General features: G+C 69.1%; 24 protein-coding genes and 2 pseudogenes. 11 read left to right on the forward strand and 15 right to left on the reverse strand.

The features are described from left to right. The first annotated feature begins 58 nt into the window (after positions 1-58). Positions 59-1,060, forward strand: a complete 1,002-nt coding sequence (locus AB0K21_RS33775; protein WP_343961953.1) for a LacI family DNA-binding transcriptional regulator — start codon at positions 59-61, stop codon at positions 1,058-1,060. 109 nt (positions 1,061-1,169) lie between these two features. Here AB0K21_RS33775 and AB0K21_RS33780 read toward each other — a convergent pair whose 3' ends face one another. Then, positions 1,170-2,342 carry a hypothetical protein gene (locus AB0K21_RS33780; protein WP_343961951.1) on the reverse strand — a complete coding sequence of 391 codons (1,173 nt, stop codon included), beginning with the start codon at positions 2,340-2,342 and terminating at the stop codon, positions 1,170-1,172. Positions 2,343-3,186: 844 nt separating this feature from the next. On the opposite strand from AB0K21_RS33780, the gene AB0K21_RS33785 reads away from it, so the two are divergent. Continuing rightward, positions 3,187-4,062 (forward strand): hypothetical protein, encoded by an 876-nt coding sequence (locus AB0K21_RS33785; protein WP_343961949.1) that lies wholly within the window; start codon positions 3,187-3,189, stop codon positions 4,060-4,062. Between the two features lie 189 nt (positions 4,063-4,251). On the opposite strand, the gene AB0K21_RS33790 is transcribed toward AB0K21_RS33785, so the two are convergent. Next, positions 4,252-5,595, reverse strand: a complete 1,344-nt coding sequence (locus tag AB0K21_RS33790; RefSeq protein WP_364155732.1) for a PLP-dependent aminotransferase family protein — start codon at positions 5,593-5,595, stop codon at positions 4,252-4,254. A gap of 61 nt (positions 5,596-5,656) precedes the next feature. On the opposite strand from AB0K21_RS33790, the gene AB0K21_RS33795 reads away from it, so the two are divergent. Then, the gene (locus tag AB0K21_RS33795; protein WP_364155734.1) at positions 5,657-7,273 is read left to right on the forward strand and encodes a pyridoxal-dependent decarboxylase; all 1,617 of its coding nucleotides are present in this window, start codon (positions 5,657-5,659) and stop codon (positions 7,271-7,273) included. A 15-nt stretch (positions 7,274-7,288) separates the two neighbouring features. On the opposite strand, the gene AB0K21_RS33800 is transcribed toward AB0K21_RS33795, so the two are convergent. After that, a complete protein-coding gene (locus AB0K21_RS33800) occupies positions 7,289-7,801 on the reverse strand; it encodes an NYN domain-containing protein (protein ID WP_343961941.1) in 513 nt (170 codons plus the stop codon). Positions 7,802-8,026: 225 nt separating this feature from the next. Here AB0K21_RS33800 and AB0K21_RS33805 point away from each other — a divergent pair, with 225 nt between their 5' ends. After that, on the forward strand, positions 8,027-10,153 hold the full coding sequence (locus AB0K21_RS33805; RefSeq protein WP_364155736.1) for an N-6 DNA methylase: 2,127 nt from the start codon (positions 8,027-8,029) through the stop codon (positions 10,151-10,153). A gap of 183 nt (positions 10,154-10,336) precedes the next feature. On the opposite strand, the gene AB0K21_RS33810 is transcribed toward AB0K21_RS33805, so the two are convergent. The 4 genes from AB0K21_RS33810 to AB0K21_RS33825 all read right to left on the reverse strand — a co-directional run bounded on the left by AB0K21_RS33810 (position 10,337) and on the right by AB0K21_RS33825 (position 12,865). After that, entirely contained in the window at positions 10,337-10,963 is a 627-nt protein-coding gene (locus AB0K21_RS33810) for a dihydrofolate reductase family protein (protein ID WP_364155738.1), read from the reverse strand. Continuing rightward, complete coding sequence (locus AB0K21_RS33815) at positions 10,960-11,436, reverse strand: SRPBCC domain-containing protein (RefSeq protein WP_364155740.1); 477 nt, start codon at positions 11,434-11,436, stop codon at positions 10,960-10,962. Before AB0K21_RS33815 ends, AB0K21_RS33810 begins: the two co-directional genes overlap by 4 nt. Then, positions 11,433-11,771, reverse strand: a complete 339-nt coding sequence (locus AB0K21_RS33820; RefSeq protein WP_364155742.1) for a metalloregulator ArsR/SmtB family transcription factor — start codon at positions 11,769-11,771, stop codon at positions 11,433-11,435. Before AB0K21_RS33820 ends, AB0K21_RS33815 begins: the two co-directional genes overlap by 4 nt. A 428-nt stretch (positions 11,772-12,199) precedes the next feature. Next, positions 12,200-12,865 (reverse strand): DUF6461 domain-containing protein, encoded by a 666-nt coding sequence (locus AB0K21_RS33825; protein WP_364155744.1) that lies wholly within the window; start codon positions 12,863-12,865, stop codon positions 12,200-12,202. A gap of 112 nt (positions 12,866-12,977) precedes the next feature. Here AB0K21_RS33825 and AB0K21_RS33830 point away from each other — a divergent pair. After that, a pseudogene (locus tag AB0K21_RS33830) lies at positions 12,978-13,175 on the forward strand (zinc-binding dehydrogenase); the annotation flags it as partial. A gap of 71 nt (positions 13,176-13,246) precedes the next feature. Here the strand turns inward: AB0K21_RS33830 and AB0K21_RS33835 are convergent. Further along, the gene (locus AB0K21_RS33835; protein ID WP_364155746.1) at positions 13,247-14,191 is read right to left on the reverse strand and encodes a haloalkane dehalogenase; all 945 of its coding nucleotides are present in this window, start codon (positions 14,189-14,191) and stop codon (positions 13,247-13,249) included. 214 nt (positions 14,192-14,405) lie between these two features. Between AB0K21_RS33835 and AB0K21_RS33840 the strand changes: the two are divergent. Both AB0K21_RS33840 and AB0K21_RS33845 read left to right on the forward strand, forming a co-directional pair. Next, positions 14,406-14,869 (forward strand): annotated as a pseudogene (locus AB0K21_RS33840) (DUF5753 domain-containing protein). Further along, positions 14,860-15,108 carry a DUF397 domain-containing protein gene (locus AB0K21_RS33845; RefSeq protein WP_343961927.1) on the forward strand — a complete coding sequence of 83 codons (249 nt, stop codon included), beginning with the start codon at positions 14,860-14,862 and terminating at the stop codon, positions 15,106-15,108. The pseudogene AB0K21_RS33840 and the gene AB0K21_RS33845 overlap by 10 nt, the downstream one beginning before the upstream one ends. 93 nt (positions 15,109-15,201) lie before the next feature. Here the strand turns inward: AB0K21_RS33845 and AB0K21_RS33850 are convergent, their stop codons facing one another. Then, a complete protein-coding gene (locus AB0K21_RS33850) occupies positions 15,202-15,450 on the reverse strand; it encodes a hypothetical protein (RefSeq protein ID WP_343961925.1) in 249 nt (82 codons plus the stop codon). Positions 15,451-15,728: 278 nt separating this feature from the next. On the opposite strand from AB0K21_RS33850, the gene AB0K21_RS33855 reads away from it, so the two are divergent. Continuing rightward, positions 15,729-16,028, forward strand: a complete 300-nt coding sequence (locus AB0K21_RS33855) for an NIPSNAP family protein (RefSeq protein WP_343961923.1) — start codon at positions 15,729-15,731, stop codon at positions 16,026-16,028. Here the strand turns inward: AB0K21_RS33855 and AB0K21_RS33860 are convergent. Together AB0K21_RS33860 and AB0K21_RS33865 are read right to left on the reverse strand one after the other, a co-directional pair. After that, positions 15,983-16,357 (reverse strand): hypothetical protein, encoded by a 375-nt coding sequence (locus AB0K21_RS33860; protein WP_364155767.1) that lies wholly within the window; start codon positions 16,355-16,357, stop codon positions 15,983-15,985. The genes AB0K21_RS33855 and AB0K21_RS33860 overlap by 46 nt on opposite strands. A gap of 9 nt (positions 16,358-16,366) precedes the next feature. After that, positions 16,367-16,828, reverse strand: a complete 462-nt coding sequence (locus AB0K21_RS33865) for a hypothetical protein (protein WP_364155750.1) — start codon at positions 16,826-16,828, stop codon at positions 16,367-16,369. 189 nt (positions 16,829-17,017) lie between these two features. Here AB0K21_RS33865 and AB0K21_RS33870 point away from each other — a divergent pair, with 189 nt between their 5' ends. After that, a complete protein-coding gene (locus tag AB0K21_RS33870) occupies positions 17,018-17,590 on the forward strand; it encodes an N-6 DNA methylase (protein ID WP_364155769.1) in 573 nt (190 codons plus the stop codon). On the opposite strand, the gene AB0K21_RS33875 is transcribed toward AB0K21_RS33870, so the two are convergent. Together AB0K21_RS33875 and AB0K21_RS33880 are read right to left on the reverse strand one after the other, a co-directional pair. After that, a complete protein-coding gene (locus AB0K21_RS33875; protein WP_364155752.1) occupies positions 17,565-18,257 on the reverse strand; it encodes a response regulator transcription factor in 693 nt (230 codons plus the stop codon). The two genes, AB0K21_RS33870 and AB0K21_RS33875, sit on opposite strands and share 26 nt — an antisense overlap. After that, on the reverse strand, positions 18,254-19,414 hold the full coding sequence (locus AB0K21_RS33880; RefSeq protein WP_364155754.1) for a histidine kinase: 1,161 nt from the start codon (positions 19,412-19,414) through the stop codon (positions 18,254-18,256). The genes AB0K21_RS33875 and AB0K21_RS33880 overlap by 4 nt, the downstream gene beginning before the upstream one ends. A gap of 313 nt (positions 19,415-19,727) precedes the next feature. Between AB0K21_RS33880 and AB0K21_RS33885 the strand changes: the two genes are divergently transcribed. Next, the gene (locus tag AB0K21_RS33885; RefSeq protein ID WP_364155756.1) at positions 19,728-21,287 is read left to right on the forward strand and encodes an alpha/beta fold hydrolase; all 1,560 of its coding nucleotides are present in this window, start codon (positions 19,728-19,730) and stop codon (positions 21,285-21,287) included. 192 nt (positions 21,288-21,479) lie between these two features. Here the strand turns inward: AB0K21_RS33885 and AB0K21_RS33890 are convergent, their stop codons facing one another. Next, positions 21,480-21,872, reverse strand: a complete 393-nt coding sequence (locus tag AB0K21_RS33890; protein ID WP_343961915.1) for a DoxX family protein — start codon at positions 21,870-21,872, stop codon at positions 21,480-21,482. 1,052 nt (positions 21,873-22,924) lie between these two features. On the opposite strand from AB0K21_RS33890, the gene AB0K21_RS33895 reads away from it, so the two are divergent. Then, positions 22,925-23,224 carry an NIPSNAP family protein gene (locus AB0K21_RS33895; protein ID WP_343961912.1) on the forward strand — a complete coding sequence of 100 codons (300 nt, stop codon included), beginning with the start codon at positions 22,925-22,927 and terminating at the stop codon, positions 23,222-23,224. A gap of 155 nt (positions 23,225-23,379) precedes the next feature. Here the strand turns inward: AB0K21_RS33895 and AB0K21_RS33900 are convergent, their stop codons facing one another. Further along, positions 23,380-23,604: a hypothetical protein gene (locus tag AB0K21_RS33900; RefSeq protein ID WP_343961909.1), complete on the reverse strand. Its 225-nt coding sequence runs from the start codon at positions 23,602-23,604 to the stop codon at positions 23,380-23,382. Between the last annotated feature and the right edge of the window lie 275 nt (positions 23,605-23,879).

Genomic DNA, 23,879 nt, shown 5'->3' on the forward strand with positions numbered 1-23,879 from the left:
TGGCCGTGCCGTACCGGGTGGGTCCGGGACGCGGCCGGTCGAGGGGAAAATGGGGAGCATGGCGAAGCGTCCGACCATCCATGACGTCGCGGCGGTGGCAGGGGTCTCCCGGGGAACGGTCTCCCGGGTGCTCAACGACGACCGGTACGTCAGTCCCGCGGCGCACGCCGCGGTCAGGCGGGCCATCACCGAGACCGGCTACATCGTCAACCGCAACGCCAGGAGCCTGGTCACCCAGCGCTCGGGGTCGGTCGTCATGGTGCTCTCAGAGCCGCAGGAGAAGGTCTTCGAGGACCCGAACTACAGCACGACCATCCGCGTCGCCATCCGCCGGCTGGCGACGCGCGACGTTTCCCTGGTCATCATGATGGCCGGAGACGACGGCGACCGCGAGCGGGTGGTCCGGTACGTGCGCGGCGGCCACGCCGACGGGGTGCTGCTGATGTCCACCCACGCGGGCGACCCACTGGTGGACGCCCTGGAGACCATCGGAATCCCGGCGGTCGCCTGCGGCGCGGTGATCGGCAAGGAGAACGTGATCCCCTACGCCGCGGCCAACGACCGTGAGGGCGCCCGGCAGATGACCCGCTACCTGGTCGGGCTGGGCCGCAGGAGGATCGCCACCATCACCGGCCCCATGGACACTCCTGGCGGCAGCCAGCGGCTGGAGGGGTTCGCCGACGTACTCGGCCGCAAGGCCTCCAAAAGGCTGATCGAGCACGGCGACTGGACCCAGCTGGGCGGGGAGAGCGCGATGGCCCGGCTGCTGGAACGTGCCCCCGACATCGACGCGGTGTTCGTCGCCTCCGACCTGATGGCCGCGGGCGCGCTCGCCGCGCTGCGCGCCGCCGGGCGACGGGTGCCCGAGGACGTCGCGGTGGGCGGCTTCGACGACTCGGCGGTGGCGCTCACCACCCATCCGCCGCTCACCACCATCCGCCAGCCCCTGGAACGGGTCGCCGAGGAGACGGTCCGCCTGCTGCTCGCCCTGATCGACGGCGCCGAGCACGTGGAGCCGGTGATACTGCCCACCGACCTCATCGTGCGCGAGTCGACCTGAGCCGATGTGCGCGGGCGGCCCGCGACGCGGACCGCCCCCCGTCCGGGGTACGCGGACGGGGGGGCGGTGGCGAGGTGTGCCGTGTTGCGGTACACCGTTCCGCGCGAGGTCAGCGAGCGGCGGAGGAGCCGTTCACGGTCAGGACCTGCTCGGTCTCGATGGCGGGGAAGGTGCCGGTGTCGATGATCCCGTGCTCGTGGAAGGCCGCCTCCAGCAGCGCGTGAGCCTTGGGCTCCAGCTTCCACAGCGCCCGGTACTCGCGGGCGGTGGCCAGGGAGACGCCGGTCTCGTGGGCGATGTCCGTCGCCCGGGGCACGAACCTCCGCTCGATCTGCTTGTCCCAGTACTCCCGCGCGGCACGCATCAGGGCCGCGCGCTGCGCCGTGTCGACGACCGGCGGCGGTCCGTCCAGCACCTGGATCTCGTCGTCATCGTCGTCGATGACCGATCGTCCCGCGGCCACCGCGGGGCGCATCGGCTCGGGCTCCGGGTCCCACGGCACCGGCGGGGTCAGGTCGATCAGCGCGGAGGTGTTGTAGAGGGCGCCGATCTGGGAGAGCAGTGCCTCCTGGCGTACCGAGTCGACGGCCAGGCCGGTGTGCTCCACCGCCCGGTCCATGGCACGGTCCAGCTTGGTGAGGGCCGCGCGCATCTTCCGGTCGGACGCCCCGGACTCGCGGAGCGCGCGGGCGCGCTTGGCCGCCAGCGCGACCCGGGTCAGCCTGCGGTGGGCGTCGACCTCACTCGCCGTACGGTCGCTGACCTCGGCCAGCCCGATGCGGACCAGCGCCCGCTCGGGGGTGAGCCGCCAGTTGATGCGCGAGCGCCCGCTGATCCGGTGGCGTTCGATCGCCATGCCGCGCTCCCAGAGCCACGCCGCCACCAGGGGCGCGGCGAGCCGGAAGATGGCCTCGGCCATGCTGCGGGCGTCCATGCTGGACAGCACCGCGGTCAGGCCGGTGAGCGCCCACACCGCGATGCCGTCGATACCGGCCGAGAAGTTCTCCCGCATGTTGCGGCGGGCCCGGACCGCGCTGGTGATGACGGCGACCTCGATGAAGGCGAAGAGCAGCAGCCGCAGCGGGCCGTCGAAGCCGAGCACGTCACCGGAGAAGCGCCACATGCCCTGGGCGGAGACGCCCGTGGCGATGCTGGCGGCGACGATGGTGAGGATGTCCTCCACCGGACGGGGCGCGACATGAGAGTGGAAGAAGCGGACCGCCATTCGCTGGACGGCGCGGAGCGCGAAGTAGGCCACGACCAGGAGGACGAGAGCGAACACGCCGATGATGATCGTTAACACCGGCTGGTCGGATGCGAAGGTGGTGATTTGATCGATGGGGGGCATCAGTCACTGTCCGTCAGTCTCGATGTCCGACAGGATATCTACGCGATCATTCCAGAATGTCGGCGTCCTGTTCGCCAAACGGGCGCTCACCCGAGTGACAGAAGTGCACACAGTTGCGGCACGGGCGAGTAAGAACCTTCGTCCCGCTCCGCCGGTCCCCCCTGCCACACCTGCCCGTTCGCCGTCGTGACCAGCACTGTCAGTGGTTACCAAGTCAACTTTCAGATGACCACAAGAGCCGGTGGCTAGCGTCTTCGACGTAAGGGAAGGCACCGGGCGCCGCACTCGACGAGGAACACCGCGCCCGATCCGCGGAGGAGCCGGGCATGTCCAGGATCGATGTCGACGACCTCCCGTTCGAGGGCGCCGAGCCGGGCGAGGTCGCCGGCGGCCGGTGACCCCGTCCTGGCGCGACGACCAGGGCCAGGTCGGCGAGTGGTGGGCCGACCGGCGACAGACTCGCCGCCCCGGGTGGGAACAGACCCCGTCCAGGGCGGCGCTCCACCTGCCGTGGATGCCGGAAGGCAGGTCAGACGTCCGGGAGAGAGACCTCTCCCGGAGTGCGGACCCGCCGGAGGTACCTCGGCTGACAAGCGCCTTCCTTCCGGAAGGTGCCGAACCGGCCAGGGCCGGGAGGGGGGAAGGCGCGGCACACGCCGCTCTCCCGGCCCCGGCCGGTCGGGCATCGATTGCTCTGGCGCGGCGGAGCGGGATTCCCGTTCCGCCGCGCCTTCATTTCCCAGAGCCAAGGCTCGGGTCTCCACACTGGAGGTATTCGATGAGTGACCTCGGAACGACGCTCGCCTCCGGGGTGCGGCTGCTGCGCGGCCTGCCTCGCCGCCGCGCGGAGGTGCCGCAGGCCCGGCAGTCGGCCGCCGCGTGGGCGGCCGACCATCCCGAGGTGAAGGCGGAGTTCGTCGTCGACGAGTCTCCCGGCACCTCGGTGGTCGACTTTCACCTGCTGCTCCAGGATCCGGAAGGCGGGGCGGTCGCGCTCACCGCGCAGGCCGACGACGGCGTCCCCCAGCCGATCGGCCACTCCATGCACCGGGCGGCGGACCTGCTGGTCAGCGTGGACGGGATACACCTGTCGGCCGCCCAGGCGCTCACCATGATCCGCTCGCTGTCACACCGCGACGCGACCCCGCACGACGAGATCGTCGACCGGTGCCTGATCCTGAACGAGATCCGGCACGACGACACGCCGGTCGGCGACGAGGAATCGCAGGCCGCGGCCGACGAGTTCCGCCGCCGCAGGGAGGCCGAGCTCGGCCCGGACTACCTGGCCGCGCACCCCGGGAAGTTCGACCGGGTACGCGCGCTCTGGAGCATCGGATCCGAGCGGCGCCTCGCGGACATCTCCGGTGACCCGATGGAGCTCCTCGGCGCGGCCTTCAGCGGCCCCAACGACGAGATCGAGACGACGATCGCCGAGCGCCTCGCCTTCGAGCTGCCCGAGCCGCTGCGTGACGCCGAGCCGGGAGACGTCGTCGGGCCGGTGGCCCATGCCGGCACCTTCCTCACCGGGGTCGTCCTGGGGCGCGCGGACGCGTCGGCGGACGAGCGGACCCTGGCCGCGGCCGGGCGGGTGGCGTTCACCGAATGGCTGGCCGAGCGCCGCGCCACGGCCTCGATCGAGTGGCACTGGTCATGACCGACAGGGTTCCCATGGCCACCGGCGGCTCCTCGCGGAACAAGGTCTTCCGCGAGGAGCCGCTCCGCCGCCACCAGGTCGATGATGATCCGCAACAGCACGCCGGTGGGCCTGTGGGTGCTGGTCACGCTGCCGGTGGTGACCGCGACCGGGTTCGCGCTCCTGCTGCGGACGGTCGACACGTGCCTTTCAGGACCGGTGGGCTCGCCTGAGCTGTTCGACGACCCGGTCGAGGGTCTCGATCGGGGCGGTGTACGGCACCCGCAGCCGGTTGGCCCGGGTGCCGTCAGATGAGAACACCGGCCCCGGGAGCAGGCTGAGTCCTGCCTCGGCCGCCTTCCCCGCGAGTGCCTCACCGGACACACCGTTCAGGCGCAGCCAGAGCGCCAGGCCGCCCTGCGGGAGGGAGAAGCTCCAGGCGTCGTCCCCGTCCAGGCTTCCGGCCAGATGGTCGCGCTGGCGCCGCAGCTCGCTCCTGCGCTGGCCCAGCAAGCGGCCCATGAGGGGTAAGACCTCACAGGCCACGAGCTGCTCCATGGGCGGCGGGGCGTACAGATCGCTGATCGGGTCGAGGAGGAGTTCACGGATCAGCGCGGCCGGGCCCCGGATCCATCCCACCCGCAACCCTCCCCACACGGTCTTGCTCAGGGAACCGATCGTGACGGCCCGGTCGATCCGGGGCTCGGGCACCGGATGGTCGCGCAGGTCCAGGTCGCGCACGGTCTCGTCCACGATCACGGTCACCCCGTACCTGGCCGCCAGCTCCGCGACCTTCCGGCGGTCCTCGGAACCCATCAGCACTCCGGTCGGGTTTTGGAAGTCGGGGGTCAGCAGGGCGGCTCCCCCCGCAGCCTCGCGGAAGGCGGTGGCGAGCTGGTCGTCGTCCCATCCCGCCGCGGTGACCCGCACGGGGACGGTACGGATACCGAAGCGCCTGAGCGTGGCGAGGCTGTCGAAGAAGGTGGGGTTCTCCACCACGATTCTGCGCGGGCCGAGATGGGTGACGAGCAGCGCCAGCGCGGCACGGGCTCCCGAGGTGACCAGGATCTGTTCGGGGCGGGTGGCCGATCCCTCTCCGGTGTGACGCCGGGCGATCAGCTCGCGCAGCTCGGGCAGGCCGGGTCCGGGCTCGCCGCTCTCCAGCAGCAGCCCCGCCGACCTGCCGAGCGCGCGGGTGACGGCGTCGGTGACGATCGCGCGCGGGGCGGCGGGAACGGCGCGCCGCAGGTCGAGGAGCGAGCCCCGGCCGTCCACCGACAGGGGCGCGTAGCGCTCACCGAGGTTCCGCGGCAGCCGCACCCTGCTGCCACTGCCGTGCTCGGTGACGAGCCAGCCCTCCTCGCGCAGCCGGGACAGGGCGGCGACGACCGTTCCCCGGCTCACCCCGAGCTCACCGGCCAGGCGCCGTTCCGAGGGCAGCCGGTCCCCGACGCGTACGCGCCCGTCGAGCACCGCCTCGCGCAGCGCGACGGCCAGCGCACCCGCGAGAGGGCCGCCGAATCGCCGCCATCCTGCCAGAACATCCTTGAGCACTGGTCCAGTTTGCCGTGATTGGACCACGACGCGAACATGCTCCGTTTCCTAGCGTCGAAGCATGAACGTCAGACCCGACGCGGGCACCGCTCCCATTCCCGGCTCTCCGCACCTCGGCGGCGGCCCCTGGCCTGGACCAACGAACACCAACAGCGACCAGCAGCCCGAACCGTCACACAGCGGCGGAGAGTATCGGCACGGACCATCGAGCGCCGACGACGACCAGGAGCCCGGACCGTCCGGCGGCGGGGACGACCGCCTGTCCGGGGTGCCGAAGGCCGATCACATCCGCGGACCCCTGGGAGCCGACCGCGCCCGCGTACCCGAACTGATGGAGGCCACCCGCGCGTACGCCGTGCGTCTCCTCGCCGGGCTCGACGACCGCCCGGCGGCGCGGACGCCGGTGCGACCGGCGCCCGAGTCCCTGCCGGAGACGGGAATCGGTCTGGAGGGGGCGATGGAGATGTTCGCGCGGCGCTGGGAACCGGGCTTCGCGGCCAGCGCGGGCCCCCGCTACCTGGGCTTCGTCACGGGTGGCGCGACACCCGCCGCGCTGGCGGGCGACTGGCTGACCGGCACCCTCGACCAGAACCCCACCTCCGGCCTGGACTCCCTCGCCCCGGACCTCGAACGGGAGACGGTCGCCTGGCTGCGCGACCTCTTCGGCCTGCCGCCGGAGCACGAGGGGACGTTCGTCAGCGGTGCGACTATGTCCAACTTCGCGGGCCTGGCGATCGCCAGGGAGTGGCTGGGCGAACTGCGCGGCGTGTCGGTGGCCGAGGCGGGCGCAGCCGCGCTCGGGCCGGTGACGGTGCTGTCGGCGAGCCCGCACTCCAGCGTCGTCAAGTCGCTGTCCATGCTCGGGCTGGGACGGTCGGCGATCCGGCACGTCGGCGTCCTGCCGGGGCGGGAGGCGGTGGACGTGGCCCTGCTCGCCGAGGAACTCGACCGGCTGGATGGCGCACCGGCGATCGTGGTCGCCAATGCCGGCACGGTGAACACCGTCGACTTCGACGACCTGCGCGCCATCGCCGCCCTGCGCGAGCGTCACCCCTTCTGGCTGCACGTGGACGCCGCGTTCGGCGCCTTCGCCGCGCTCTCCCCCGAGCACGCCCACCTCGTCGCGGGCCTCGGCGAGGCCGACTCGGTCTGCGCGGACCTGCACAAGTGGTTGAACGTGCCCTACGACAGCGCGATCCAGTTCACCCGCCGCCGTGACCTGCAGGCCCGCGTCTTTTCGAACTCGGCCGCCTATCTCACCCCGCTGAGCGAGGAGCCCGACTTCGCGCACCTGACCCCGCAGAACTCACGGCGCCTGCGTGCGCTACCAGCCTGGTTCACGCTGGCCGCCTACGGACGCGAGGGGCACGCGGAGATCGTCCGCCGCGACATCGCCCTCGCCGCCGGGCTCGCCGAGCGGATCGCCTCGATGGCCGCCTACCGGCTGCTCGCCCCGGTACGGCTCAACGTGGTCTGCTTCACCCTCGCCTCCGCCCCCTCCCCCGAACGGATCGGAGAGGTGGTCGGCGCGATCACCGAGTCCGGCGAGGCCTTCCTCACCCCGACGGTCCACGCCGGGGTGCCCGCGCTGCGTGCCGCGTTCAGCAACTGGCGCACCACCGAGACCGACGTCGGCAGAATCGCGAAGATCCTGGAATCGGCCGCGCCCCGGTCGTGACGACGCTCCCGTAGGTCAGGCCACCTGTGCCACCGGCGGTTCCAGCGTGATGACGGCGGACACCTCGGCGCGCAGGCGGCGGCTGAGTGACTCACGCTGGGAGACGACGGTGACGTGCACACCGCACTCGGCGAGCCAGCAGGCCAGATCGGCGAAGTAACCGTCGCCCGAGCCGATCACGACCCGGTCGAACCGCTGGTCCATCCGGTCGCCCCGGGCGGCCTCGGCCAGGGCCTGGTCCGCGCCGTCGGGGCCGGAGCGGGCCAGCAGCTGCACACCGTGAAAGGCGATCCCGACCGGGACGAGCGCGCCGTGATTGACCGCGACGACGAACTGGTCCATCGGGCCGATCGGGACGACCCGCCGGTAGAGGGTCATGACCTCGGCGACCGCGAGGGTGGTGGGGCGGGTGGATCTGGTCAGGTTCTCGATGTCCAGCAGGTGCACGGCCCGCCCGGAGCGGAGCCGCCGCCTGCCGCGTGACGTGCGGGCCTGGAACCGGTCGATGCGCGTGGTGGGGGTGATCACGTGGCATCGGTTCCTTCCATGATGTTGTTTAGTGTCCAATAAAGTTCAGTAAAACACGTGTTGATGGAATCGACCAATAACTTTGAGGACGCTGTATGGAGGTGACAAACTCAGGTACGTTCCAATCGACACGGACATCGAGCCCGAAGAACCCGTGAACGGGACGACCGGGCAGACCTGGACCGATATGAAGGAGCCGATGAACCGGGACGTCCGGCCGACCGGATGGACAGGGACGTCCAGGTGACCGCGGCGGATAATGGGGAGCCGGTGGACAAGGACGTCCGGGCGACCGCGACCGACACGGAGGACCAGGTGGACAGGGACGTCCAGGTGACCGCGGCGGACATCGCCCGGCTGGGTGACGTGGGCCGGGCCGCGGTGAGCAACTGGCGCCGTCGGCACGACGACTTCCCCCAACCTGTCGGCGGCACCGCGACCAGCCCCGCCTTCTCCCTCGGCGAGATCAAGGAGTGGCTGCTCGGCCACAGCGAGGGCAGGGCGCTCCCGGCCCGCGAGTGGCTCTGGCAGGACCTGCGCGCGGGCGTGCCGGAGGAGGATCTCGCCGACCTGATCGCCGACCTCGGCGCCTTCCTGGTCTACCTGGACCGGGAGGGTGACGACTGGGCGGCACTCTCCGCCGCCGACGACGCGGCCGTGGCGGCCGTGCTTCCCGAACGGGTCCTGGCCGCGTGCGCCGCGCCGATGCGGAACCCGCCGCCGCCGAAGTGCCTCATCCGGGGACGGCTGCCGCTGCTGCGCCGGGTGGCCGCCCTGGCCGCCGAGGACGGCGCCGGGAAGACCTTCGGGTTCCTCCGCGAGCGCTACTTCGAACTGCACACCAAGCGGATGTACGCCACCCCCGAGCCGGTCGCCCGGCTCATGGCCGAGCTCTGCGGCCCCTCCCCCGAGCTCGTCCTCGACCCGGCCTGCGGCTCGGGAACGCTGCTGAAGGCGGTGCGCGACCGCACGGACGGTGGTGTACGCCTGCTCCTCGGCCAGGACGCCGACGAGGCGACCGCCCGGCTGACCGCCGCGCATCTCGCGCTGCACGCCGCCACCGTGCGCGTCTCCTCCGGCGACTCCCTCCGGCAGGACGCGTTCTCCGGCACCCTGGTGGACGCGGTCGTGTGCAACCCGCCGTTCAACGACCGCGCCTGGGGATACGAGGAGCTGACCGCCGACCCCCGCTGGGAGTACGGTCTGCCGCCCCGGATGGAGCCCGAACTCGCCTGGGTCCAGCACGCCCTCTCCCACCTAAGGCCCGGCGGCACCGCGGTCATGCTCATGCCGCCCGCCGTGGCCAACCGCAGGTCAGGGCGCCGGGTCCGCGCCCAGCTGATCCGCCGGGGGGCGCTCAGGGCGGTGATCACGCTCCCGCTCGGCAGCATCCCCAACACGGCGGTCGCCCTGACCCTGTGGATGCTGCGCAGACCCGCGGACTCCGGTACGCCAGGTCACGTCCTGATGGTCGACACCTCCGACCGGCAGGAGGGCTTCGCGCGGGTCGCCGCGGACGCCTGGGAACGCTTCGAGGCCGGTGCGGACGTCGACGAACCGGGCGTCAGCCGGGCCGTCCCGACCATCGACGTGCTCGACGACGACATCGACCTCACCCCCGCCCGATACCTCGCGCCACCGCCCGCGGACCTGTCGCCCGAGCGTGTCACCGGGCAGCGCGACCGGGTGGCCGACCTCCTCCGCCTCGTCGCGGAGCTGGCGCCGACCGTCGAGTCGTCCCGGGGACCGAAGGACCTCCCGATGGTCCCGCTCGCCGAACTCCTGCGGCGCGGCATGCTGACGATCCACCACCAGAGCCCGGTGCGGCCCGGCGAGCCTTCCGAGGTCCCGGACGGCCTCACCGTCCTCACCGCCGAGGACGTCGTCGACGGCACCTCGCCGACCGCGACCACGCCCGGCACGGCCGTACAGCACGAGATCATCGTGCGGCCCGGTGACGTGCTGCTGCCCAATGTCGCACGGCGACCGGTGGCGTGGGTCGCCGGGGAGGGCGACCCCGTCCTCGGCCTCCGCCTCTCCCTGCTCCGCCCCGACCCCGCCCTGCTCGACCCCCATTTCGTGGCGGGCTTCCTGAGCGGCTCGGTCAACCTGCGCAACTACGCCACCGTGGGCAGCCGCGCCCAGGTGGACGTACGCCGCGCGGAACTCCCGCTGCTGCCGATCGGGGAGCAGCGGCTGTACGGCGAGGCGTTCAGGAGGCTGGCGGAGTTCCAGGCTTCGCTGCGCCGGGCCGCCGCCCTCGGCGAGGATCTGATCCAGCTGATATCCGACGGCCTGACCCACGGCGCCGTCCGGCCCTCCCCCGAGAAGCGGACGAAGGAAGAATCCTGAGCGGTGACCACCAGGGGTACGCGGACCTCATCTGGTCGGTCGCCGACGAGCACGGCTCCATCCGCAGGCGCCGACCTGCCGGGCCCGGCCGGCTGCACCGCGAACGCCGGCGACGCTGAGACCGATCCCACCGAGATTCGGCATGATCAAACCCGGTGAACGTATCCGGTCCCGATCACCGCACTAGACGAAGGCCGTGACGCCCTCGTATTCCGCTACCGGGGCAGCGCCGACGGTCTCGTACTGGAGCAGCAGCAGGCCGTTCGCCGTCACCTCGTGGCGGACGAGTCGGAGGCCGGCGGGTGCGCCCGGGTGGTCGAGCAGCCGCCGCCCGGAACCGGTCACGACCGGGGCGACGACGAGCCGGAGTGTGTCGACGAGGCCCGCCGCCAACAGGGCGTTGCCGAGTCGCGCGCTCCCGTGGATCTGGAGTTCCCGTCCTGGCCGCGTCTTGAGTTCCCCGACGGTCTGGATCGGGTCACCGCGCAGCACGGTCGTCGGATGCCAACTCCCTTCGGTGCGGGTGTTGGTCACCAGGTACTTCGGTAGTGAGTTCATCCGCTCGGTGTACGGGTCATCCGGGTCGGTGATCCGCGGCCAGTCCCGAGCGAACGCTTCGTAGGTTCGCCGCCCGAGCAGCAGGCCGTCGGCGAGGTCCAGCCAGTCGGAGGTACGCCGGACGAAGAGTTCGTCCAGGTGGGGCACGAGCCAGCCGCCCCGGGTGAAGCCGCCGCTCGTATCCTCGGTCGGCGAGCCGGGGCCCTGGCTGACCCCGTCGAGGGTGACGAACTCGGTGAGAGCGATCTTCACCGCGCGGCCCGGCTCTCCGCGACCACGGCGAGTTGCTTGGTGACCGACCCCCAGCCTTCGAGGAAGCCGAGTTCCTCGTGGCGGACGCGGGCGGCCGGATCTCCGTGCCGGACGACGACCCGGTAGTCCGTGCCGTCCGGGTGGTCGCTCAGCGTGACCTCGGCCGTCATGGGCACCGGCGCGGGATTCGCGGGGCGCCAGGCGCTGTCGATCGCGTTCGTGAACACGATCCGCTCGGACTCGTCGACGACGAGGAAGGTCGCGTCGATGTGCGGGACGAAGTCCACCCCGTCGTCGCTCAGTCGCGTCACGAACGCGCCGCCGGGCCGGACGTCGAGGCGGTCGACGCGGCACACGGCCGGCGCCGGAACCCACCATTTCTCGAACAGGGACGGATCGGTCCACGCGCTCCACACGGCGGCGCGGGGGGCGCGGATGACCCGCTGCAGGGTCAGGTCGAGATCGGGGTTCATGGTCGTTCCTCCTTCTGGTCGGTGACGAGGTGTTCGAGCCGGTCGGTGCGCTCTTCCCAGATCCGGCGCTGCTCCGCGAGCCAGCCGTCGACGAGAGCGAGACGGTCGCGGTTGAGCACGCAGGTGCGCACCCGGCCGAGCTTGACCGTGCGGATCAGGCCGTTCGCCTCAAGCGTCCGCACGTGCTTCATGAAGGAGGGAAGGGTCATCGGGAACTCGCGGGCGAGATCGCCCACGCTCGTCGGGCCGCGGCCGAGGCGTCGGATGACGCCGCGTCGCGTCGGGTCGGCGAGGGCGACGAACACGCCGTCGAGCTCGGCCGAATACTGTGCCATGCGGCTAAGTATTGCCCGCCGAAACACTTAGCGCAAGGGCAAAGTATTCAGGTCGCCCCAGATCCCCACCCGGCATGCGAGTGTCCGCGCCCGCAGGGCTATGGGCACGGAGCAGGCCGATCAGATGGTTCCAGGTCTCGCGGTCCATGCTGCCCTCGGTCGGCGGAGCGATCGTGATGGGCCATCTGATCATGCTCGTACATAGGCTGCGTCCGGGAGCGGAGGCGGCATGAAGCCGGTGAGGCCGTCGCCGGCAAGTTCTCGCAGCCAGTCGGTGGCACTGGAGGGCGCGACCGGCCACCGGCCTGAAAGCGAGGTCGATGGCTGGGGCATCTCACTATTCTCCTAGGTCAGGGAGATACCAATCGCAGGTCGCATCCAGCGAAGGGCGTGCGTAAGCTGACGGGTCTCTGGATGACTTTGGGCGTTCAGTGCGTAACAGGGCCTGAGAAGGTCAGGTAGGGATGTTTCGCATTCAACCACCTGCGGTCCAGCCGCACCCCTGTAGCCAGCTCGATGCCCGTCAAGAAGCCCGCCTTCCAGTCCCAGTTGTCGTCTCTCCCGATCCAGGCGGTGTCCTCGTAGTCGAGGAAGAACCCGCTGATCGCCGTCAATTCCGGCCACCATGCCAGGTTCGGGTGGTCCTCAGGGCGTCCAGGGAACAGCCCGTCGATCGACAGGAGAACCTCGCCGTCGACGGCGAGGGACAGGTAGTTCACGGAGTTGACGTTCCACCAGGCGTTGTAGACGCGGGCATTTGTGCTCAGGGGCCGAGTCACCGCCGGAGGCACCCCGAGATGGTCGAGTCCGTACAAGACGATCGCCGACCCGGCCCGGTCCACGGCCACCGGAGGCGGATTCAGGCGGTAGTCGGGAAGGTCGACGACGTCAAGGCCGGCCGCTTCGTGGACCTCGTGCCCGGCGCCCCTGCTCAATCGGGTACCGATGTCCTCCACGGTGAGAGGCACCGCGCCGGCGTTGGGGACGACGACCGTCCAGCACAACGCCACATCCAGTGCAGGTGGTACGGGCTCGCCGACAAGCCGCCGATAGTGCCTGTACACCTCATCGGCCGCGGGCCGTCCGTCATCCACGTGATGGTCTCTTTCGTCATTGCCGAGTGGGGCGAGGAAGATCTTCGCGGAGGACGGGACAGCGTGACCACCCGTGCCGATCCGGGGAGTGGGCGGGCTCTTGCGCGGCGTGCCGGCCGGTGACACGGCGGCGGCCGTTGGAGCCGCCGATCCGCTGGCGGTGCACGGCCTCGGCATCGTGGTCAAGCTCGCCGGGCAGGGCCGGCTACGGGTGCCGGTCGCGGCGGCGTTCCCGCTCACCGAGACCACCGCCGCGCACGAGCTGAGCGAGAGCCGTCACGCCCGCGGGAAGATCGTGCTGGTGAACTGACCACACGCGGCATGGGGTGCGCAGATCACTTCGGCCATTCGTGTACTCGACCTCGGAAACCGACACATGGATCAAGCGTTCGCCCGAGCCGGCGAGAGGAGGTGGTGCCGGTTCAGCCAGCCGGCGATGGCCTGCCCGATGGCGTGCGGCTGGTCCTCAGGGGCCTGGTGTCCGGCGGGCCCGATGCCTTCGATTTCGAGGGCGGCGATGTTCCGGCGGGCCCAGTCCACCATCTCCGGGGAGGCGATACCAACGCCTTCCTCGACCGTGAGGAGCAGTTTGGGCACCTCCGGGCTGGTGGCGAGCCATGCGCCGTAGGCGTCCATGCGTTCGGCCACATCGGCCGGTTCACGGTCGTAGGGGATCTCGCGCGGCCACTGCAGGAGCGGACGGCGCGACGCCGGCTCGGTGTAGGGCGCCCGGTAGACGTCGTGGTCGTGCGGGCTGAGTCCCTTCTTGATGGCGAAGGGGTGGGGCAGGGCGTACTCGATGGCGGCGTTCTCCTCCAGCAGCAGCCGCTCGCCGAGCCCGGGGGTGCGCAGCGCCTGGGAATGGTCGATCACCTCCTGCGGCAGTTCCGCCCACATCTGCGGCCGCAGGAACGTCTCCAGGAGGGCGACGCCGCGCACCAGGCCGGGGTGGCGGGCGGCGCGGTCCATGGCCAGTGCGCCGCCCCAGTCGTGTCCGACCAGGACGACCTCCTCCAACCCCATGGCCTCGAACCACGCGTCCAGGTAGCGGGCATGGTCGGCGAAGCGGTAGCCGATGTCGGGTTTTCCTGAGGCGCCCATCCCGATCAGGTCCGGGGCCAGGATCCTGGCGCGATCGGCGACGTGCGGGATGACATTGCGCCAGATGTAGGACGAGGTGGGGCTGCCGTGCAGGAACACCACCGACGACTCCCCCTCCCCGGCCTCCGTGTAGGCGAGGTGGGAGTCCATGACGGCGACAGTACGCATGATCGTTATGTCCTTCGATGAGTTGTGTGCCAGGACTCTAAATCCACATGTTTCCAACTGTCAACTTCCCAACCAATTCTGATACAACCATCATTGAGACAATCATCAGGGCGCCGGCATCACGCCCGGAGGCGAGACCCGTGCCCGAACAGGCAAGGAACGTCGTCAACGACGAGGCCGGCCCCCACCCCTACGGCCAGGCCGCCAGTTGGAACCAGACCGACTTGCCGTACGGGTTGTCGCCGTCACGCTCCGGACCTACGAGCCACTGATGGTCCCCGGACTGCTCCAGACCGAGGCGTACGCATACGCCCTGCTGGGCGATGACGAGGCGTCGCGGCCCGCCTGGGGCGTCAGAGCATTCTGACCCGCGAGAACCCGCCGACCCTCCGCTGCGTGATCAGCGAGACGGTCCTCAACCTGCTGGTGGGAGGTCCCGATGTCATGCGTGCCCAACTGGAGCACATCGCCGCTATCGCCTGCCCGCGAATCAGCGTGCAGGTCGTTCCCTCCGGTCACGTCCGTTCCGGCCTGCTGGCCGGATTCGCGATCGCGCCCCTGGAAGACGGCGGCGAGGTAGCGTATTTGGAAACGGCCATTCGCGGACTGACGACCGGCCACCGGGACGACATCACAATGGCCGTCCAGCGGTTCGAGGCCATTCGCATCCAGGCCCTGCCGCCGAACATGTCGACGGACCTCATTAAGAGAACGGCGGAGGAGAAATGGACCTGAGCAAGGCACGGTGGCGCAAGTCAAGCCTCAGCGGCAACAACGGCGGAAACTGTGTCGAGGTCGCGGAGCTCGAAAACCTCACCGAAGGCCCCGCCCACAAACCCGGACACCCCCAGCTGATCGCCGTACGCGATTCCAAAAACCCGCACGGCCCCAACCTCTTCTTCACCCCCGCCGAATGGACCACCTTCATCAACGGCATCAAGGCCGACGACTTCGACCTACCCCGCCGAACCTGAGACCTCGGTGTCACCATCCCCCTCGCTGTAATCCGGCAGTGCGCCGTGAGAGCACGGCGAGGGCGATAGGTCCTCTCCCCACCTCTTCATTTGTCACCGAAAGCGCAAGTTCTCCATGTCTCTCATGATCGCTTCTATCTCGGCCCTGTCGGCGGGGTCGTCTGCCAGTCGCTGGGCATCGGCGCTGGCCTGCTCCATCCAGCGAACACGGTCCCGCTCCGCCCTGCGGAGCCCTGCCGCGAGGCGGATCGCCTCGCCGATCACATCGGCGGCGGACCTGTCGTCGGAGGTCAGCTCGGAGAGGATCCACTCCGTGTCCGAGTAGATCTCAACAGTCAACATGCCCACATCCTCGCCACAGGGTGACCCATCCCGCAGGACGACGCCCCAATCAGCCTTGGGAATCATCAAGTCCTAAGCGTCGGCAAGGCCAAGCGTCAGCCAGGTCCCATCGCGCGAGGGGTGGACAGCGCGATCAACACACATCCCTGGTCGAAGCGCCACCGCCTGTCTTCGACCGGCTCAGCCATCTCCTGATCCATCCTCACGGCGGCCTCGACAGCCGTACGATCTTCAGCGCACTGTGGCCCCACGTTCACCCCGAGATGAAAGGCGATGACATGGCCGGGACCGTTCAGCATCGCGTCTACACGATCCAGGAGGGCCTGCTGGAGGAGTGGGCGGAGAAATGGCGATCGCAGATCGTGCCGCTCCGCCGTGAGTTCGGGTTCGAGATCCACGGCGCCTGGCTGGACCATGAGCGCAGCCAGTTCATCTGGGTGCTCTCGTACGACGGATCCGAGAGCTTCCAGGAACGGAACCAGCGGTACTGGGACTCTCCCAAGCGCGCCGAAATGGGCTTGGATCCGTCGCTCTACCTGGTGGACCGGGTGGTTCGCGAGGTGACCGCCGTCTCCTGACCGTCGGTGAGGGGCAGCATGTGACCGCGTTGTTCTTCCACCGTCAGGCTCCGGTAGACGCGGCCTCGTGCCAGGGCTTGTAGCCGGTCCAGGTCCGGCTCGGCCTGCCAGATTCGCGCCGTGCCATCGAACGACGCGGTGAGCAACTCCTGCCCGTCAGCGGACCAGGCGATAGAGCTGATCTTTCCGCGATGGACACCGGCGATGGTGATCTCCTCACAGCGCTCGGCATCCCAGACCCGTACGGTGCAGTCATCGGATCCGGTGGCTATCCGGGTGCCGTCCGGCGACCAGGCAACCGCATGGACGCGGCTTTCATGGCCGTACAGGACACCTGTCTACCTGCCGGAGGCGACGTCCCAGATGCGGGCGGTTCGGTCCGCCGAACCTGTGACCACACTGGTCCCATCAGCGGACCAGGAGACGCAGTCGACCCAGCCGTCATGTCCGCGCAGAACCGTGTGCTGCTCTCCGGCGGCAATGTTCCAGATGCGGGCAGTGCGGTCGTCGGAGGTGGAGGCCAGCATTTGTTGCGTCGGGGACCAGGCAAGCGAGATGACCCAGTCCTGGTGAGCGGTCAGGGTGGTGAGTTGTCGTCCGTCGGCCGCGTCCCAGACGCGAATGACCCGGTCGTGACCGTCGGTGACCAGCCTCGTCCCGTCATGTGACCAGGCGACACACTTGAGGTACTCCAGAGATTCCGGACAGATCGCTCGCTGAATCCTCCTGCGAAAACCTCGGCAAGCGATCACCGAAGGCCGGCGGGGAACATGACGGGCCTTTCCCACGGCACTGCGCATTGACCGAGTCGTCCGGGGAGTTTCTGAGCGAGAGGTTCCGGATGATCACATTCTGGACATGCGTGAACAGGCCCTTCTCCGCGGGGTCGCAGGTGTCGCCGCCCCAGACGACCTCCGCAGGGCCCCAGCCGTTGACGTCGAGCCCGATGGGGTAAGCCGATCTTCTGCCGCGCCTGGGGGTACGAGGAGCTGACCGCCGACCCCCGCTGGGAGTACGGCCTGCCGCCCCGGATGGAGTCGGAGCTCGCCTGGATCCAGCACGCCCTCTCCCACCTGAAACCCGGCGGCACCGCCGTCGTACTCATGCCGCCCGCCGTCGCCGGCCGCAGGTCAGGGCGCCGCATCCGCGCCCAGCTGATCCGCCGGGGGGCGCTCAGCGCGGTGATCACACTCCCGCTCGGCAGCATCCCCAACATGGCGGTCGCCCTGACCCTGTGGGTGCTGCGCAGACCGCAGGACTCCGGTACGCCCGGCCATGTCCTGATGGTCGACACCTCCGACCGCCCCGAGGACTTCGCGCGGGTCGCCGCGGATGCCTGGGAACGCTTCGAGGCCGGCGCGGACGCCGACGAGCCCGGCGTCGAACTGCTCGACGACGACGTCGACCTCACCCCCGCCCGATACCTCGCGCCGCCGCCCGCGGACCTGTCGCCCGAGCGCGTCACCGGGCAGCGGAACCGGGTGGCCGACCTCCTCCGCCGCACCGCGGAGCTGGTACCGGCCGTCGGAAAGGTCGTCAGCGGGGTGGTCTTTCCCCTCTGATCAGGTTTGCCTCCCCCGGGCGGATCAGGCCGCACTCGTAGGCGAGGACCACGGCCTGGACACGGTCGCGAAGCCCAAGTTTGGCCAGCACCCGGCTGACGTGGGTCTTGACGGTGCCCTCGGAGAGAAACAGATGGCCGGCGATCTCGGTGTTGGACCTGCCGGTGGCGATAAGGTCGAGCACCTCTCGTTCGCGGTCGGTCAGGATGTCCAGTTCGGTGGCGGAGCCCGGCGGGGGTCCCTCGCCTGTTCCAATGAACCGTTCGAGCAGGCGGCGAGTCACGGTCGGCGCCACAATGGCCTCCCCGCGTGCCACGACCCGGATCGCCGAGAGCAGGTCGGCGGCGAGCGTGTCCTTCAGCAGGAACCCGCTCGCCCCTGACCGCAACGCCGCGTAGACGTATTCGTCGAGGTCGAAGGTCGTGAGTATCAGCACCCGAGGCGCGTCAGGGCCGCGGCGTATCCGGCGGGTGGCCTCGACCCCGTCGACCTCGGGCATCCGCACGTCCATCAGCACGACGTCAGGCCTGCTCTGATCAGCCAGCAGCGCCGCTTGCGCTCCGTCACCGGCCTCGCCGACGACCTCCATGTCGGGCGCGTTCTCCAAGATCATCCTGAAACCGGTCCTGACCAGGGCCTGGTCGTCGGCCAGCAGGACGCGGATCACCTGGCTGCCCCGTCGAACGGCAGTCTGGCTCGCACGATGAACCCACCTCGGCTTCCCGGACCGGCGAAGAGGTCTCCGCCCAGTGTCTCCACCCGTTCACGCATGCCTCGCAGGCCCTGCCCGGCACCGTCGTTCCCGGCACCGTCGTTCCCCGTGCCGTCGCGGCCGTCGTCGCTGATCTCCAGCTGCACGCTCGACTCGCGGTAGGACACCAGCACTCGCGCCCGGGCCTGCCGACCGGCGTGCTTCATGGTATTGGTCAGCGCCTCCTGCACAATGCGGTAGGCCGACAGGTCCACGGCGGGCGGCAGCGACGTGGGACCGCCCTCGATGCGCAGGGTGACCGAGGTGGCGGCCTCGTTGACCCGGTCGATCAGCCGGGGCAGCTGGGCGAGCCCAGGCTCGGGGTGCAGGGAGGCACCGAGCTGCCCGGTCGTGGTGAGCACCCGGCGCATGTCCGCCAGGGACGCCCGGCCGGTCGTAATGACCGCCTGGAGCGCGCTGCGGGTGTCGTCCGGCCGGTTGTCGAGCGCGGCCTCGCCGCCCTGAGCCTGGACGACCATCACCGACAGGCCGTGCGCCACCACGTCGTGCAACTCGCGGGTGATCCTACTTCGTTCGGCGGCCACCGCCATCTCCGCCCGCTGATCGCGTTCCCTGTCCAGGTCCGCGGCCCTGGCGCGAAGCTGCTGAAGATAGGACCTGCGGTTGCGCGAACTGGATCCGATCGCCCACGCCGCGACCAGGACGGAGGCGATGACGAGCAGGCCGCTCGCCGGGCCCGCGCCGGATTTCCGCTCGATGTTCAGGGTCACCGGATCCGTCGGGGCCGCGCCAGGATCCGCCTCCACCGTGGTGATGGTCTTGAGCGCTCCGGGAAGCCCACCGGCCGGCTGGGCGCTCAGCGCGCCGAACGTGCTCCAGCAGGTCACGATCACCAGCAGCCCGGTCAGCATGAACAGGGAGACCTTGCGGTGAGTGTCGGAGGCGACCGTGTACAGCAGGATCGGCGTCGCCAGGTCGACGACCACCAAGGGCACCACCAGCGCCAGGTGCACCCCGGCGGACACCGCGCAGAGTGCCAGCATGGGCACAGGCCGGCGACGCAGCGCCACGCCCACCACGGCGATCAGCGTGGCGCCCCACCAGACCCACAACTCAGGCGGGCCACGTCACAGCGAACAGGCTGCCGGTGTACTTGCGAACCATCGTGTTCGGATCGTTCAGCAGCACGCAGATCGCCAGCAGCGTGAAGGCCAGGGCGGTATCCCTCACGCCCGGCCTGCTCCACCATGTCCTGAGGGTGTCCGTCGCGCCGCGCCCCATGACAGCTCAGAGTACGGCACGGCCAGCCGCCACCGGATCAGCCTGAAGTCACATCCGCCTGCGACCAGAGACAGACGTCCCCACCGCACGGAACGGGCCCGTAGACAGACGCACGCGCAGCTCGCCCGCCCAGAGGCTGAGCAAATGACTGGACGTAGATCTCTTCTCGGCGTGTGGACGGCGGCGGCCCTGATGGCGATGGCGACGCCGGCCCCCGCGTCCGCCGCCCCCACGCCCTCGATCAACTGGAAACGGTGCCCCTCCTACTCTGAGGCTGTCCTGCGCGCACGCGGGATCGAGGGCGACCGGATGGCGGAGTTCCGCACGCTGATGGCACGCACCGATTGCGGGACCCTCAAGGTCCCCTTGGACTACCGCAGGCCTGGCGGCAGGCAGATCACCATCGCGGTGACCCGGCTAAAGGCCGCCGACAAGGCGAACAGGCTGGGCAGTGTGGCGGTCAACTCCGGCGGCCCCGGGGGGGCCGGCTATCTGATGCCGATCGACCACGTGATGATGAACGCGGCGAACGCGCGGTTGAACCAGCGCCATGACCTGATCGGATTCGACCCGCGAGGCGTCGGATACAGCACCAAGGTCGACTGCCCCGAGCCGGACAGCGGCGCGGGTCACGGCAAGGGCAACAAGCGCGGGCCGGGGGCGCTGACGGAGAGCGAAGCCAGGCAGATCTACGACGATCAGGTGCGCGGCAACCGCGCCTGCTCAAGCTTCGACCCGGCCTTCCTGGGCGGGCTCACCACAGTCAACATCGCCAGGGACCTGGATCGCATCCGGGCCGGGCTGGGTGAACGGAAAATCGGCTTCCTGGCCCTGTCCTGGGGCACCTGGCTGGGCGCCGTCTACCGCAGCGAGTTCCCCGACACGGTGGGCCGCATGTGGCTGGACAGCGTCGCCATCCCGCACTTCAGCACCCTCGCCTTCGAAAAGGGGCGCGCCGAGGCCACCGCGCGCGACTGCTCACGCATGGCGGGCTGGATGGCCAAGCGCGACAAGACCTACGGCTTTGGCACCAGCCGTAAGAAGGCCGAGGCCGCGCTGCTGGCGCTGCGGCGCGACTACGACGCCAAGCCCAGGACCTTCACCGACCTCGACTTCCCCGTCGCCGGCGCGACGGTCGGCATGCTGTGCGCGCAAACCGGCCCAGACTGGCCGCTGACCGCCAAGGCGTTGAGCGGGCTGCGGGACGTCACGGGTACAACCGCCCCGCACGAACTCAAGCAGATCTACTCCGGCAAGCCGATCGACATCCCTCCGGGCGCGCCGGAGGACTTCAACCAGACCATGAACCGCGCCACCTTCTGCAATGAGGACACCGGCCCGCGCGACTTCGCCTCAGCGTGGTCCGCGTGGCAGCAGCGGCTCAAGAACCACCCTCTCACCGGCGACTTCGGCAAGTTCTCCGCCGTGGCCGGGTGCGCAGGCTGGACCCTGCCGGTGACCACGACCCAGGTCCGCGACAGCGGAACGTCGTTGCAGCTGTCCGGCCACCGCTACGAGAGCATGTCCCCCTACGAGTGGACGACCCGCATGCAGCAGATCATCGGCGGCGCGGTGCTGACCGTCGACGACGACGTCCACGGATCGGCCCTGATGGATCCCACGTGCGGTGCCAAAGTTGCCACCTACTTCGAGACGGGCCGCCTCAGCAACGGTCACTGCCGGGGCATCCAGCCATCAGCCTGACCGGATGGGCGTAGAGAACGGTCCGCCGGACCGAACGGCCGGCCGTTGACTGGACAGCCCCTGTCCCAGGCGAAGACCACACGCTGTGACAGCCGCCAGATTCAGTTGCATCGAATAGGCGGCACCTGATTACGCGAGGCCGCCGGCGCCGGGACCATACTTGGTCCCGGCGCCGGCGGCCCGACGGGCTCCTCAAGCCAGCCTTCTGTCTACTGGCCTGAAATACCATGACGCTATCGTGAGCGCTAAAAGAAAGAGCGCCGGAAGTAGCTGATACCAGGCATCACCTGAGGCGATATGCGAGAACATCCCTCCCGTGAACAGGAAGAAGAGGCCCGCATACGCCCACTCCTTGAGTAGCGGATATTTAGGGAGAAGAATCGCCGCCACCCCCAAGAGTTTCCACAGGCCAAGCACCGTCAGAATATAGGTAGGGTATCCCAGCTCCACGATGCCCCACGCGTAGGGCGGCGCCAGCGCCCCTTCGCCTTCCGTCCTCAACAATTGCTGAACCCCGGAACCGACCAATCCCGATGCGAGCCCAAGAGTGGAAAACCAGTATATGATCTTATACTTGTTCGCCATATCGCATTAACTCCTTGTCGACTTGATCTCCATGGCCACATACGCTGCCGCTCGTGCTCGGACAGGCGTTTCGCTTGTCTTGATGCGGCGCATTCGTCAAGCTATCGCGAGCTTTTTGGTCCGCGCTTCTCGATTCTTGATCGATCCGACCGCGGCCGACCGGCGCTCGCGGAGGCCGAGCCGTCCAGCGCGTTCGGCCATGTTCCAGCGGTTCATACGGTCGATGCCGGCCGACGGCCCTGCCTGCCGAAAACTACATCCGTGCGGTTCAAGCGGCATGTGAGCGTCTGCCCTCCGGCCGGGGACAGAAAGGGCGAAGCGTCCGTATGACGGTCGGCCGATGCAGTCACAGCGGAACCCGTCAAACCTGCTGAGACATCAGGCCACTTCTTCTGGGAGCCTCGACCGGCCGATCGCCGAGGAGTGGTCCGTGAGGGAACAGCGACGTCCATTGACATTGGAAGATCGCGAAAAGATCCCGCGATGCCCGGCCCTCAATCCCTCGAACAAGTAGACAGCGCGGCACATCGACCGGAGCGAGTCGATGGTATGCCGGGAAATCCTCCACAACGGTGGCCGTGAAACGTATCGTGCTCACGCGGCGCAAAGACGCGCCGAAGTGGGAAGCCAGCACCCAAAAGATCGGAGGTTAGACGGGCTGTCTTAAACTGGCGGCGGTGTCACGGTTGCGGCATGGGATCGCGGAACCAACAAGAACACGAACGGACTCATTCGGGAGCACCTTCCCGAAGGGACAAAGATTCGGACTTCGAAGGCTCACCCGAGGCCGCGGGAAGTCGCTCCATGGCAGTCGACCCGGCGGGTCCGCCCGTCACGGATCTCGCGAGCGCAATCCTTTCAGGTACTCGCCCGGCCCTTGAGAACGAACCTTGTCCCACATCAGCCCGCACGCTCGGGCCCGGCCTTCATCGCTCCTGACCTCGCATCGAGTCCGGGCCAGGCCGGAGTGGCCAAGCGTGTGATCCGGCCCGGTAGTCGTACGATCTTCATCGCAGGCGGCCCGTATCCGACCCGACACGGAAGGCGACGACATGGCCAGGACCTTTCAGCATCGCACCTACACGATCCAGGAGGGCCTGATGGAGGAATGGGTGGAGAAGTGGCGATCGAAGGTCGCGCCGCTCCGCCGTGAGTTCGGGTTCGAGATCCATGGCGCCTGGGTGGATCACGAGCGGAACCAGTTCATCGTGGTCCTCTCGTACGACGGCCCGGAAAGCTTCAAGGAGCGGAACCAGCAGTACTGGGACTCTCTCAACCGTCTCGAATCGGGCGTGGAGCCCCTGCTCTACCTGGCGGGCCGGGTGATCCGCGAGGTGACCCCCGCCTACTGACAGATAACTTCACCGCCCACTATGTGAGGCGTATCTGCCACTCCGGAACAAGTGAGCGATCCGCTACATTTCCCGGCAATTGCAGCACCACTGCGAAACGTTCGCCGCGTTGTTCATGGCCGACCGTGTCGCGAGCAGCACGCATCCGGTAGACATCACCACGCATCCGAATCACCGAACTCGCGCTGGATCTCCCGGATCTCAGCCAGATCATCCGGATCGTTGGCCAGTCTCTCCGCATCGGCACGGGCCTGTTCCAGCCAGCGCAGTCGTCCTGCGATACGGATCGCCTCGCGGATCACATCGGTGGTGGACCTGCCCTCGGAAGTCAGTTCGAGGAGGATCTTCTCTGTGTCTGAGTCGATCTCAACAGTCAACATACCCATATCTTCACCGGAACCTCCCGAGGATGCTCCGGCCTTCAGGCAGGGGAGGAAACGGGGGCGGGAGGGCCGCCCAGGCCCGAGTGTGCCCTGACCGGTCGGTCATGTCGATCGGCTTCTTTCTGAGTCGTGTAGCGGAAACACGGAACGGAAGAACGACTGAATGGCGTACTCGGCGCGTGCTGGTGACGGAGATGCTGAAGCTCGCCCCGAGCGCTGAGCAGCGCGAGGCGCTGGCGGCGACGATGCGGGCATGCAACGCCGCCGCCAAC

Origin of the sequence: Streptosporangium sp. NPDC049248 (assembly GCF_040678965.1) — a bacterium.
Lineage (GTDB): Bacteria > Actinomycetota > Actinomycetes > Streptosporangiales > Streptosporangiaceae > Streptosporangium > Streptosporangium fukuiense.